This window comes from Lelliottia wanjuensis, assembly GCF_030238365.1.
Taxonomy (GTDB): Bacteria; Pseudomonadota; Gammaproteobacteria; order Enterobacterales; family Enterobacteriaceae; genus Enterobacter; species Enterobacter wanjuensis.
Map to the genome: position 1 here is coordinate 82,070 of NZ_JASSOT010000062.1, position 13,235 is coordinate 95,304.

Annotated in this window: 8 protein-coding genes; 4 read left to right on the forward strand and 4 right to left on the reverse strand. The window is 54.5% G+C overall.

Annotation, left to right across the window (positions count from 1 at the left end; translation table 11 throughout):
* Window positions 1-277: 277 nt before the first annotated feature.
* Both QQF33_RS13160 and QQF33_RS13165 read left to right on the forward strand, forming a co-directional pair.
* Window positions 278-1,831: a DUF3300 domain-containing protein gene (locus QQF33_RS13160; protein WP_285157947.1), complete on the forward strand. Its 1,554-nt coding sequence runs from the start codon at window positions 278-280 to the stop codon at window positions 1,829-1,831.
* 10 nt (window positions 1,832-1,841) lie between these two features.
* Window positions 1,842-2,636, forward strand: coding sequence for a DUF2950 family protein (locus tag QQF33_RS13165; RefSeq protein WP_285157948.1), 795 nt, complete (start codon window positions 1,842-1,844; stop codon window positions 2,634-2,636).
* A 44-nt stretch (window positions 2,637-2,680) separates the two neighbouring features.
* Here QQF33_RS13165 and lpdA read toward each other — a convergent pair whose 3' ends face one another.
* The 4 genes from lpdA to pdhR form a co-directional block, all read right to left on the reverse strand.
* Window positions 2,681-4,105, reverse strand: a complete 1,425-nt coding sequence (gene lpdA, locus QQF33_RS13170; RefSeq protein ID WP_100777599.1) for a dihydrolipoyl dehydrogenase — start codon at window positions 4,103-4,105, stop codon at window positions 2,681-2,683.
* Between the two features lie 199 nt (window positions 4,106-4,304).
* Window positions 4,305-6,194, reverse strand: coding sequence for a pyruvate dehydrogenase complex dihydrolipoyllysine-residue acetyltransferase (gene aceF / locus QQF33_RS13175; RefSeq protein WP_285157949.1), 1,890 nt, complete (start codon window positions 6,192-6,194; stop codon window positions 4,305-4,307).
* Between the two features lie 14 nt (window positions 6,195-6,208).
* The gene (aceE, locus tag QQF33_RS13180) at window positions 6,209-8,872 is read right to left on the reverse strand and encodes a pyruvate dehydrogenase (acetyl-transferring), homodimeric type (protein ID WP_095280796.1); all 2,664 of its coding nucleotides are present in this window, start codon (window positions 8,870-8,872) and stop codon (window positions 6,209-6,211) included.
* Between the two features lie 123 nt (window positions 8,873-8,995).
* Window positions 8,996-9,760: a pyruvate dehydrogenase complex transcriptional repressor PdhR gene (gene pdhR / locus QQF33_RS13185; RefSeq protein ID WP_103947083.1), complete on the reverse strand. Its 765-nt coding sequence runs from the start codon at window positions 9,758-9,760 to the stop codon at window positions 8,996-8,998.
* Window positions 9,761-10,297: 537 nt separating this feature from the next.
* Between pdhR and aroP the strand changes: the two genes are divergently transcribed.
* Window positions 10,298-11,668, forward strand: a complete 1,371-nt coding sequence (aroP, locus tag QQF33_RS13190; protein WP_285145989.1) for an aromatic amino acid transporter AroP — start codon at window positions 10,298-10,300, stop codon at window positions 11,666-11,668.
* A gap of 161 nt (window positions 11,669-11,829) precedes the next feature.
* Complete coding sequence (locus QQF33_RS13195) at window positions 11,830-13,227, forward strand: glycoside-pentoside-hexuronide (GPH):cation symporter (RefSeq protein ID WP_285157950.1); 1,398 nt, start codon at window positions 11,830-11,832, stop codon at window positions 13,225-13,227.
* Window positions 13,228-13,235 lie beyond the last annotated feature (8 nt).

Genomic DNA, 13,235 nt, shown 5'->3' on the forward strand with positions numbered 1-13,235 from the left:
TACTGCTGACGGCGCTGCATGGTGGCTGGAATATTTCCGACATCACGGTGCTGTTGGTCGTCAATCTCGGCAACTAGCTGCTGGCCGCTCGCAAGAGCGGCCTTTTGAATTTCCCACGCCTTTTTCCCCATCGGATATAATTTGTGTAATAAATGCTCACACTCTTTATCAGGACACTTCCGCCGTTTCCCAACATTAATCAAAACGGCACAGCACGGGTGAATATACTCGCGGCAACAAGAACGCCCATCGACACTGCTTACGCTGGAGTCACACTATGAAGTTGCCCTTTAAGCCACACCTTCTGGTCCTGCTGTGCAGTGCCGGGCTGTTAGCCGCATCCGGCGTGATGTTTGTGAAGAGCCGGGCTCCAGAGACGGTCTCAACACCACCGGTCGCGGCGGTGCCTCAGCCCGTCCCCCCACCGCCTGCACCGGTTGTTACCCCAACCTATACCGCCGCGCAGATCGATCAGTGGACAGCCCCTATCGCGCTCTATCCCGACGCGCTGCTCTCGCAAATCCTGATGGCCTCCACCTATCCGGCAAACGTGATTCAGGCCGCGCAGTGGTCGAAAGACAATCCTAAAATGCAGGGCGACGCAGCCATTCAGGCGGTGAGCAATCAGCCGTGGGACCCGAGCGTCAAATCCCTGGTCGCCTTTCCTCAGCTGATGTCACTGATGGGTGAAAACCCGCCGTGGATACAGAGTCTCGGCGATGCGTTTCTGGCGCAGCCTAAGGATGTGATGGATTCCGTTCAGCGTCTGCGTCAACTGGCTCAGCAGACAGGCGCGCTGCAGTCCACGCCGCAGCAGACGGTCACCAGTGTGAAGAAAGCGGAACCGGCTGCCAGCACGACATCCGGCTCAACCGCGACCACCACCACGGCCACCACAACCAGCCCGACGGTTATCAAAATCGAATCTGCCGATCCGCAGGTGGTTTACGTCCCGACCTATAACCCCAACACAGTCTATGGCACCTGGCCAAGCACCAGCTATCCACCGGTCTACCTTCCCCCTTCCCCGGGCGAGCAGTTTACCGACAGCCTGGTAAAAGGCCTCGGCTTTAGCCTCGGAGTCGCCACCACCTACGCGATATTCAGTAATATCGACTGGGACGACGACGATCACCACCATGACCACGATGATTATGACCACCACAACGGCGGCTATAACCGCAACGGCGATAACAACATCAACATCAACGTGGATAACTTCAATAAAATCAGCGGGCAGCGCCTGACGGATAACAACCGCACCTGGCAGCATAATCCTGCCTATCGTGAGGGGGTTCCGTATCCGAATAATCAGCTCAATAACCGTTTCCACTCGACGAACAGCGCGACGGGCCTGAGTGCCACGCAGCAAAAACCGGTTAACCGCGACAGTCAGCGCCAGGCGGCACTGGCTCAGGTTCAGCAATCCACCGGGAAAAACCTTTCGCAAACCCAGCGTCCGGCAACGAAAGACGCTCAGCGTCAGGCGGCCAACAATCAGCTGAAGCAGATTTCCGAGCGCAATAACTATCGCGGGTACGACACCAACAAGCCACAGACCACGCAGCGCGCGAATAACAGAGCCCAGCGCGATAACCATCAGAATCTGTCCCAGCGGCAGGAGCGACCGACTACGCAACCCGTTCGCCAGCGAAATACGCAACCGCGGGCCAATGCCTTAAGCGGCAACGATAGCCGGTCAGGCAACTGGCAGGCGCAGCAGCAGCGCGGCGCGCAGAGCCGTCAGTTCACCGCGCAACACCAGAACCGTCAGCAGCCGCGGCAAATGCCAGCGGGCCGCACTGAACACCGTGAATTCCGCCACCGCTAAGGGCATCAAAATGAAAAAGAAATTACTCAGTGGAATGATGCTGCTTATGGTCTCCACTTTTGCCCTCGCGCAGCAGGAGTTCGCTACACCGGACGAAGCAACCAGCGCCCTGGCGAAGGCCATCAGCACACAAAACGAAGGCGAGATGAAAAACCTGCTCGGCGATGACTGGCGTGATTTTTTGCCGCCGGAGGGCGTCGACCCTGACGCAGTTGATCGTTTTCTGCGTGACTGGCAGGTCAGCCATCACACGGTCATCAATGGCGATATCGCGCATTTGAACGTGGGCGATAGCGACTGGCAACTTCCGATCCCCGTCGTGAAGCGCGAGGCTGGCTGGCAGTTTGATATGAAAAAGGCCGCCGAGGAGATCCTGACGCGCGAGATTGGCCGCAACGAACTCGCCGCCATTGAAGCCCTTCATGCCTATGTCGATGCGCAGCAAAGCTATTTCTTGCTCAATCATCAATACGCGAAAAAGGTGATTAGCTCAGAAGGGAAAAAAGACGGCCTGTACTGGCCAGCCGCTCCCGGTGAAGCGCCAAGCCCGCTCGGTCCGGCGTTCAGCCCACCGGTGCCGGGGACCGGGTATCACGGCTACCAGTTCCGGATCCTGCCGGATAACGAGAGTGGCTTTGCAATGATCGCCTGGCCCGTCAGCTATGGTCAGACCGGCGTCATGAGTTTTATGGTGAACGGTGAAGACAAGGTGTATCAGACGGATCTCGGCAGCGAGTCGCAGAAGAAGGCGCAGGAGATAAAGGCTTATCAGCCGGATAAAGCGTGGCAGCCCGTCACTCCATAATAAAAAAAGCCGCTCAGTTGAGCGGCTTTTTCATATTCAGAAGATTACTTCTTCTTGGCTTTCGCGTTCGGCAGGTCGGTGATGCTACCTTCAAACACTTCTGCCGCCAGGCCCACGGACTCGTGCAGAGTCGGGTGTGCGTGGATGGTCAGCGCGATGTCTTCAGCGTCACAGCCCATTTCGATAGCCAGACCGATCTCACCCAGCAGCTCGCCGCCGTTGGTGCCGACAATCGCGCCACCGATCACACGGTGAGTCTCTTTGTCGAAGATCAGTTTGGTCACGCCATCGGCGCAGTCGGAAGCGATCGCACGGCCAGAAGCAGCCCACGGGAAGGTGGCGGTTTCGTAGCTGATGCCTTTCTCTTTCGCTTCTTTCTCGGTCAGACCTACCCAGGCAACTTCTGGCTCGGTGTAAGCGATCGATGGGATCACTTTCGGGTCGAAGTAGTGCTTCATGCCCGCGATAACTTCAGCGGCAACGTGGCCTTCGTGAACACCTTTGTGTGCCAGCATTGGCTGACCGACGATATCGCCGATGGCAAAGATGTGCGGCACGTTGGTGCGCAGCTGTTTGTCGACACGGATAAAGCCACGGTCGTCCACTTCAACGCCCGCCGCGCCTGCATCCAGGTTTTTGCCGTTCGGTACACGACCGATAGCGACCAGCACCGCGTCGTAACGCTGCGCTTCAGCAGGGGCTTTTTTGCCTTCCATGGAAACGTAAATACCGTCTTCTTTCGCTTCAACGGCAGTCACTTTGGTTTCCAGCATCAGGTTGAATTTCTTGCTGATGCGTTTGGTGAAGACTTTCACGATGTCTTTATCGGCAGCCGGGATAACCTGGTCGAACATTTCAACCACGTCAATCTCTGAACCCAGCGCATGGTAAACGGTACCCATTTCCAGACCGATGATACCGCCACCCATAACCAGCAGGCGTTTTGGAACGGTTTTCAGTTCCAGAGCGTCGGTGGAATCCCACACGCGTGGATCTTCATGCGGAATGAATGGCAGTTCGATCGGACGGGAGCCCGCCGCGATAATCGCGTTGTCGAAGTTGATCACGGTTTTACCGTTTTCACCTTCCACTTCCAGGGTGTTAGCCCCGGTGAATTTACCCAGACCGTTGACCACTTTCACTTTACGGCCTTTAGCCATGCCAGCCAGACCGCCGGTCAGCTGAGTGATCACTTTCTCTTTCCAGGTACGAATCTTGTCGATATCGGTTTTCGGCTCGCCGAAGACGATACCGTGGTCAGCCAGTGCTTTGGCTTCTTCGATAACTTTTGCTACGTGCAGCAGTGCTTTAGAAGGGATACAGCCGACGTTCAGACAAACACCACCGAGGGTGTTGTAACGTTCTACGATAACGGTTTCCAGACCTAAATCAGCGCAACGGAAGGCAGCAGAGTAACCTGCCGGGCCTGCCCCAAGTACCACGACCTGAGTTTTGATTTCAGTACTCATCATGACCTCTTATTGATTTCCGGCGGTCCAGGTACTTGTCGCCCTTCATCCACCGGGACGTTCTATCCGCCCGTATTTTACAAAATTGTTAACAATTTTGAAACAACAAACGGCTCATGAATTCTTGTCTTTACCCATAACCTCACAATTATCATGAGATTACAAGACAAAAAGCCGGCCGACTGGCCGGCTTTTGCGATTACATCACCAGGCGGCGAATATCGCTCAGGGTGTTGTTGATGATGGTAATGAAGCGAGCACCATCAGCACCGTCGATCACGCGGTGGTCGAAGGAGAGAGAGATTGGCATCATCAGACGCGGCACAAACTCTTTACCATTCCACACCGGTTCCATCGCGGACTTGGACACACCGAGGATCGCCACTTCCGGCGCGTTAACAATCGGCGCGAAGTGGGTGGTACCCAGGCCGCCGATGCTGGAGATAGTGAAGCAACCGCCCTGCATTTCGCCGGCTGTCAGCTTACCATCACGCGCTTTCTTGGAAATTACCGTCAGTTCACGGGACAGCTCAGTGATGCTCTTCTTGTTCACGTCTTTGAAGACCGGAACAACCAGACCATTTGGCGTATCAACCGCAACACCAATGTTGATGTATTTCTTCAGCGTCAGACGCTGTGCATCTTCAGACAGAGAGCTGTTGAAACGTGGCATCTGCTCAAGGGCTGCCGCAACCGCTTTCATGATGAAGACCACTGGGGTGAATTTCACGTCCAGTTTACGTTTCTCAGCTTCGGCGTTCTGCTGTTTACGGAACGCTTCCAGATCGGTGATATCGGTTTTGTCGAAGTGCGTAACGTGCGGGATCATCACCCAGTTACGGCTCAGGTTGGCACCAGAGATTTTCTGGATACGGCCCAGTTCCACTTCTTCGATTTCACCAAACTTGCTGAAGTCCACTTTCGGCCATGGCAGCATGCCCGGGATACCGCCGCCGGTAGCAGCAGTTGGTGCCGCTTCAGCGCGTTTCACCGCTTCTTTCACGTAAGTCTGAACGTCTTCGCGCAGGATACGACCCTTACGGCCTGTCCCTTTCACTTTCGCCAGATTCACACCGAATTCGCGCGCCAGGCGACGAATCAGTGGGGTGGCGTGAACGTACGCGTCGTTCTCAGCAAACTCAGATTTGCCTTCGGCTTTCGCAGCCGGTGCCGCTGCTTTTGCAGCAGGGGCCGGAGCGGCAGCAGCAGGTGCTGGAGCAGCAGCCGGAGCCGCGGCAGGCGCAGCGCCTTCCACTTCGAAGACCATGATCAGAGAGCCGGTGGACACTTTGTCACCGGTGCTGATTTTAATATCTTTCACGGTACCTGCGAACGGAGCCGGGACTTCCATAGAGGCTTTGTCGCCTTCTACGGTGATCAGTGACTGCTCAGCGGCAACTTTGTCGCCCACTTTCACCATCACTTCAGTCACTTCAACTTCGTCACCGCCGATATCCGGAACGTTAACGTCTTTCGCGCCAGAGGCTGCTGGTGCAGCCGCGGCCGCCGGAGCAGCTGCCTGTGCTGGAGCCGCAGCAGGTGCAGCACCCGCCACTTCGAAGACCATAATCAGGGAGCCGGTAGACACTTTGTCGCCGGTGTTGATTTTGATCTCTTTAACGACGCCCGCGAACGGAGCCGGGACTTCCATAGAGGCTTTGTCGCCTTCTACGGTGATCAGGGATTGTTCAGCGGCAACGGTGTCGCCCACTTTCACCATGATCTCAGTCACTTCGACTTCGTCACCGCCGATGTCTGGCACGTTGACGTCTTTTGCAGCCGCAGCTGCTGGTGCAGCTGCCGGAGCCGCTGCTTCTTTCTTCTCTTCCTGCGCAGGTGCAGCAGCTGCTGCACCGTCGGCGGAATCGAAAATCATGATCAGTTTGCCAGTCTCGGTTTTGTCGCCAACAGAGACTTTGATCTCTTTAACGATGCCAGCCTGAGGAGACGGGACTTCCATAGAGGCTTTGTCGCCTTCTACGGTGATCAGCGACTGTTCAGCTTCAACTTTGTCGCCTACTTTGACCAGGATCTCGGTGATTTCAACTTCATCAGCCCCGATGTCCGGTACATTGATTTCGATAGCCATTATTCTTTTACCTCTTACGCCAGACGCGGGTTAACTTTATCTGCATCGATGTTGAATTTGGTAATTGCTTCCGCAACCACTTTCTTATCGATTTCGCCACGTTTAGCCAGTTCGCCCAGCGCTGCTACGACCACATAAGAAGAGTCAACTTCGAAGTGGTGACGCAGGTTTTCGCGGCTGTCAGAGCGACCGAAGCCGTCGGTACCCAGTACGCGGTAATCATCAGCCGGTACGTAAGTACGAACCTGCTCGGCGAACAGTTTCATATAGTCAGTCGATGCCACTGCCGGTGCGTCGTTCATCACCTGAGCGATGTACGGTACGCGTGGAGTTTCCATCGGGTGCAGCATGTTCCAGCGCTCACAATCCTGGCCATCACGCGCCAGTTCCGTGAAGGAGGTCACGCTGTACACGTCGGAGCCAACGCCGTAGTCGTTCGCCAGGATCTGCGCTGCTTCACGAACGTGACGCAGGATAGAACCGGAGCCCAGCAGCTGAACTTTACCTTTGCTACCCGCGATGGTTTCGAGTTTGTAGATACCTTTACGGATACCTTCCTCGGCACCTGCTGGCATAGCCGGCATGTGGTAGTTTTCGTTCAGAGTGGTGATGTAGTAGTAAACGTTCTCTTGCGCTTCACCGTACATACGTACCAGACCGTCATGCATGATGACTGCCACTTCGTACGCGTAAGACGGGTCATAAGAGATACAGTTCGGGATAGTCAGAGACTGAATGTGGCTGTGACCATCTTCGTGCTGCAGACCTTCACCGTTCAGGGTTGTACGACCGGAAGTACCACCGACCAGGAAGCCGCGAGCCTGTTGGTCGCCAGCCTGCCAGCACAGGTCACCGATACGCTGGAAACCGAACATCGAGTAGTAGATGTAGAACGGAATCATCGGCAGGTTGTTGGTGCTGTAAGAGGTCGCAGCAGCCAGCCAGGATGCGCCTGCGCCCAGCTCGTTGATCCCTTCCTGCAGAATCTGGCCTTTCTCGTCTTCTTTGTAGTAAGCAACCTGCTCACGGTCCTGCGGGGTGTACTGCTGGCCGTTCGGGCTGTAAATACCGATCTGACGGAACAGACCTTCCATACCGAAGGTACGCGCTTCATCGGCGATGATTGGAACCAGACGATCTTTGATCGACTTGTTTTTCAGCATCACGTTCAGGGCACGAACGAAAGCGATAGTGGTAGAGATCTCTTTGTTCTGCTCTTCCAGCAGCTGGGAGAAGTCTTCCAGAACCGGCAGTTCCAGTTTCTCAGTGAAGTTCACCTGACGGGACGGCAGGTAGCCGTTCAGTTTCTGACGCTGTGCGTGCAGGTACGTGTGTTCTTCAGAGCCTTCCGGGAAGGTGATGTAAGAGAGGTTTTCAACCTGCTCGTCGGTGACAGGAACGTTGAAACGGTCGCGGATATAACGCACGCCGTCCATGTTCATTTTCTTCACCTGGTGAGCAATGTTTTTACCTTCGGCGGTGTCACCCATGCCATAACCTTTGATGGTATGTGCCAGGATAACTGTTGCTTTGCCTTTGGTGTCTTGTGCGTTTTTCAGTGCTGCGTAGACTTTCTTCGGATCGTGGCCGCCACGGTTCAGAGCCCAGATCTGATCGTCAGACCAGTCTGCAACCAGCGCTGCGGTTTCAGGGTATTTACCGAAGAAGTGTTCACGAACGTAAGCACCGTTTTTGGATTTGAAGGTCTGATAGTCGCCGTCAACGGTTTCGTTCATCAGCTGGATCAGTTTACCGCTGGTGTCTTTACGCAGCAGCTCATCCCAACGACCGCCCCACATCACTTTAACCACGTTCCAGCCAGCACCGCTGAAGATGCCTTCCAGTTCGTTGATGATCTTGCCGTTGCCGGTTACCGGACCATCCAGACGCTGCAGGTTACAGTTGATGATGAAGCACAGGTTGTCCAGTTTCTCACGGGTGGCGATGGTGATCGCACCTTTAGATTCTGGCTCATCCATCTCGCCGTCACCGAGGAAGGCGTAAACGGTCTGCTGGGAGGTATCTTTCAGGCCACGGTGTTCCAGATATTTCAGGAATTTAGCCTGGTAAATAGCACCGATTGGACCCAGACCCATAGATACGGTCGGGAACTGCCAGAATTCAGGCATCAGTTTAGGGTGCGGGTAAGAGGAGAGACCTTTACCGTGAACTTCCTGACGGAAGTTGTTCATCTGCTCTTCAGTCAGACGACCTTCCAGGAACGCACGTGCGTATACGCCCGGAGAGATGTGGCCCTGGAAGTACACCAGGTCGCCGCCGTCTTTCTCGGTGCGTGCGCGGAAGAAGTGGTTGAAGCACACTTCGTATACGGTCGCAGAAGACTGGAAGGAAGCCATGTGGCCGCCCAGCTCCAGGTCTTTCTTGGATGCGCGCAGAACGGTCATGATCGCGTTCCAGCGAATTGCAGAACGGATACGACGTTCCAGATCCAGATTGCCCGGGTATTCCGGTTCGTCTTCGACGGCAATCGTGTTTACGTAGTTGCTAGCCCCTGCACCTGAGGCTACTTTCACGCCACCTTTACGGGCTTCTGAAAGCAGCTGATCAATCAGATACTGAGCGCGCTCAACACCTTCTTCACGGATGACCGATTCGATCGCCTGTAGCCAGTCGCGAGTTTCGATCGGATCCACGTCATTTTGGAGACGTTCTGACATGGGGGTATTCCTTATCTATCTAATACGTTGATTTGTCTGGAACCTGTCCCATTGTGCTCTCAACAAAGAACACAATAAGACAGGTTCTGCGTTTAGTTGCCGCGCTCTAAAAATGCCAGGCGCTTAATCCTTTCGTTGCTGTATGCGGCGCAGTGAACGTTCTCGACGACTCTGTTCACGGCTGCGGTCCAGCAAGATTTCCTCAATGAAAGCCAGGTGACGGTGAGACGCTTCACGCGCCTGCTCCGGTTCCCCGGCCATTATCGCCTCGAAAACTCGGGTGCGATGGTTGCTGACCAACGGGAGCATTTCCCGGCGGGCGTACAACAATTCAAAATTTTGTCGAACATTCTGGGCCAGCATCGGCTCCATGCAGCGTAGCAGATGGAGCAGCACCACATTGTGCGCCGCTTCGGTGACGGCAATTTGATACTGGACGACGGCATCGGACTCAGCGTCGAGATCGCCTGACTGCTGGGCCCGTTCAATGGCCTGATGAAGCTCGCGAATACGTTCACGATCTTCATCATTGCTGCGCAGGGCCGCGTAATAAGCCGCGATACCTTCAAGCGCGTGACGGGTTTCAAGCAGGTCAAACTGGGATTCTGGGTGGTCAGAAAGAAGCTCTACCAGCGGATCGCTGAAGCTCTGCCACAGGCTGTTTTGCACAAAAGTTCCGCCGCCCTGACGACGAAGCAGCAAGCCCTTCGCTTCGAGACGTTGAATCGCCTCACGCAGAGAGGGACGGGAAACGTCGAACTGTTTAGCCAGTTCGCGTTCAGGCGGGAGTTTTTCACCGGGGCGCAGAGTCCCTTCGAGGATTAAAAACTCCAGCTGCTGCTCTATCACATCCGATAGTTTTGGTTGGCGAATTTTGCTGTAGGCCATATTCCCTGTCTTACGCCTTTTTGCCCGGAGTCAATTGGTCTTACCAATTTCATGTTCGTATCGCTAAAGTAACAAAGTATTCACCTTCTGTCCATATTGGTTTTGATTGAAATCAGTAAACCCTGCACATTTTAACAACCTTACAGAAATAACGTTTCAGAAATGTAACTTTGCACAAATGAACTGGTTACCACTAAAGAGGGTGTTTTAACCTTATTGAAACGAGGGGATTTGCAATCTGAAGCGATTCAACAAGGTAAATAATGAAAATTCGCCCACTTATGGAGCATTTTTATTCTATAGATGGGTTACGGGAGTGAAGCGGACGTATTTACAAATGCTTTCTTTTTATTCAAGCGATCGACATCCCTTCATAAAGCAGGTGCATTCGGGTCCGCTTACCACTATTCTGGCGTCAACGGAAGTCACCCCCGCTTTTTTCGGTCAACTTCACCGTAAAGAAAAAAATACAGAAAATGGACTTTCATAATTACACACGCCCGAGCGTGAACATAACAACCACACACGAGGTTTCAAATGGAAGCTCAACAGCATGGCGATCAGCTAAAGCGCGGCCTTAAAAACCGCCATATACAGCTCATCGCGTTGGGTGGCGCTATCGGTACCGGCCTGTTTCTGGGCAGCGCATCCGTCATTCAGTCGGCAGGTCCGGGGATTATTCTGGGTTACGCCATCGCGGGCTTTATTGCCTTCCTTATTATGCGCCAGCTCGGCGAAATGGTGGTTGAAGAGCCAGTAGCGGGCTCCTTCAGCCACTTTGCCTATAAATACTGGGGCAGCTTTGCCGGTTTCGCCTCAGGCTGGAACTACTGGGTACTGTACGTTCTGGTTGCCATGGCGGAACTGACCGCCGTCGGTAAGTACATTCAGTTCTGGTATCCGGAGATCCCAACCTGGGCATCGGCCGCGGCCTTCTTCGTGATCATCAACGCCATCAACCTCACCAACGTCAAAGTGTTCGGTGAGATGGAGTTCTGGTTTGCGATTATCAAAGTGATCGCGGTTGTGGCGATGATCATCTTCGGCGGCTGGCTGCTGTTCAGCGGCAACGGCGGCCCGCAGGCGACCGTGCGCAACCTGTGGGAGCAAGGCGGGTTCCTGCCTCACGGCATGACCGGTCTGGTAATGATGATGGCGATCATTATGTTCTCGTTCGGTGGGCTGGAGCTGGTCGGGATTACCGCCGCAGAAGCCGATAACCCTGAGCAGAGCATCCCGAAAGCCACCAACCAGGTTATCTACCGTATTCTGATCTTCTATGTGGGTTCGCTGGCGGTCCTGCTCTCCCTGCTGCCGTGGACACGCGTCACCGCTGACACCAGCCCGTTCGTGCTGATCTTCCATGAGCTGGGCGATACCTTCGTGGCTAACGCGCTCAACATCGTGGTACTGACGGCGGCGCTGTCTGTCTATAACAGCTGCGTCTACTGCAACAGCCGTATGCTGTTCGGTCTGGCTCAGCAGGGCAACGCGCCAAAAGCGCTGCTGAACGTCGATAAACGCGGCGTGCCGGTGAACTCCATTATGGTCTCCGCCGTGGTGACTGCCCTGTGCGTACTGATCAACTACCTGGCACCGGAATCGGCATTTGGTCTGCTGATGGCGCTGGTGGTATCCGCACTGGTGATTAACTGGGCGATGATCAGCCTGGCGCACATTAAGTTCCGTCGCGCCAAGCAGAAGCAAGGTGTGAAAACCCGCTTCCCTGCCCTGTTCTATCCGCTGGGCAACTGGGTATGCCTGATCTTTATGGCAGCGGTGCTGGTCATCATGCTGATCACACCGGGTATGGCGATCTCCGTCTATCTGATCCCCGTGTGGATTTTGATTCTCGGCGTGGGCTATCTGTTCAAACAGAAAAATGCCAAAACCGTAAAAGCGCATTAATCCCGTCTCGCTCTGTGCCCGACTGCGGCACAGAGCGTGTTACCTGCCTCACAAATTCTCACCCACAGCCATTTCATCCATATCACCGCCCTTATCCTGCAACGCATATATTCCTTCGCCAGCGAATAATTCTCTCCATACCGAAACTCGGAGAGCTGTCGATGGATAACAATAAACTGTCTGTAAAAGAAAAGATCGGCTATGGCATGGGCGACGCGGGATGCAACATCATCTTTGGCGCCATTATGTTGTTTGTTAACTATTTTTATACGGATATCTTCGGCCTGGCCCCCGCGCTGGTCGGGGTGTTGTTACTCTCAGTTCGCGTGATTGACGCCATCACCGACCCGATCATGGGCGCGATCGCTGACCGTACCCGCAGTAAATATGGCCGATTTCGTCCATGGTTGCTGTGGATTGCGTTCCCCTATGCTCTGTTCAGTATTCTGATGTTCACCACGCCGGAGTGGACTTACAACAGCAAAGTTATCTATGCGTTTGTCACCTACTTCCTGCTGTCACTCACCTATACCGCCATCAACATCCCTTACTGCTCGCTGGGTGGTGTGATCACCAACGATCCAAAAGAGCGTGTGGCCTGTCAGTCGTATCGCTTTGTGATGGTCGGGATTGCGACGCTGCTGCTCTCGTTAACGCTGCTGCCGATGGTGGAGTTTTTTGGTGGCGACGACAAAGCCAAAGGCTACCAGATGGCGATGACCGTGCTGGCGCTGATTGGCACCTGCATGTTCCTGTTTAGTTTCTCAACCGTACGGGAACGTATTCGCCCGGCGGTACAAACCAATGATGAACTGAAAAACGATCTGAAAGACGTGTGGAAGAACGATCAGTGGGTGCGCATCCTGCTGCTGACCCTGTGCAACGTCTGCCCTGGCTTTATCCGCATGGCGGCGACTATGTACTACGTCACCTGGGTGATGGGGCAAAGCACCCATTTCGCCACCCTGTTTATCAGCCTCGGCGTGGTGGGCATGATGCTCGGCAGCATTCTCGCTAAAACCCTGACCGACCGCTGGTGCAAGCTGAAAGTGTTCTTCTGGACCAACATCGCGCTGGCCATTTTCTCCAGCGCGTTCTACTTCTTCGACCCGAAAGCCACCACCACCATCGTGGTGCTCTACTTCCTGCTCAACGTCCTGCATCAGATCCCGTCCCCGCTGCACTGGTCCCTGATGGCCGACGTGGACGACTACGGCGAGTGGAAAACCGGGAAGCGCATCACCGGGATCAGCTTCTCCGGCAACATTTTCTTCCTCAAACTGGGGCTGGCGATCGCCGGGGCGATGGTCGGATTCCTGCTCTCCTGGTACGGCTACGACGCGGGTGCTAAGGCGCAAAGCGCCGACGCCATCAACGGCATCGTCCTGCTGTTTACCATCATACCGGGCGTTGGCTATTTGATTACCGCAGGTGTGGTGCGTCTGCTGAAAGTAGACCGTGACCTGATGAAACAGATTCAGGAAGACCTGGAGAAACGCCGCATGAACTATCGCGAGCTGAATGACTATCAGGAACTCAAAGCCGCTGAAACCAAATAAGGAAAGCC

Coding starts and splice junctions, on each gene's coding strand:
- QQF33_RS13160 (WP_285157947.1), top strand. CDS start 278: ATGAAGTTGCCCTTTAAGCCACACCTTCTGGTCCTGCTGTGCAGTGCC.
- QQF33_RS13165 (WP_285157948.1), top strand. CDS start 1,842: ATGAAAAAGAAATTACTCAGTGGAATGATGCTGCTTATGGTCTCCACT.
- lpdA (WP_100777599.1), bottom strand. CDS start 4,105: ATGAGTACTGAAATCAAAACTCAGGTCGTGGTACTTGGGGCAGGCCCG.
- aceF (WP_285157949.1), bottom strand. CDS start 6,194: ATGGCTATCGAAATCAATGTACCGGACATCGGGGCTGATGAAGTTGAA.
- aceE (WP_095280796.1), bottom strand. CDS start 8,872: ATGTCAGAACGTCTCCAAAATGACGTGGATCCGATCGAAACTCGCGAC.
- pdhR (WP_103947083.1), bottom strand. CDS start 9,760: ATGGCCTACAGCAAAATTCGCCAACCAAAACTATCGGATGTGATAGAG.
- aroP (WP_285145989.1), top strand. CDS start 10,298: ATGGAAGCTCAACAGCATGGCGATCAGCTAAAGCGCGGCCTTAAAAAC.
- QQF33_RS13195 (WP_285157950.1), top strand. CDS start 11,830: ATGGATAACAATAAACTGTCTGTAAAAGAAAAGATCGGCTATGGCATG.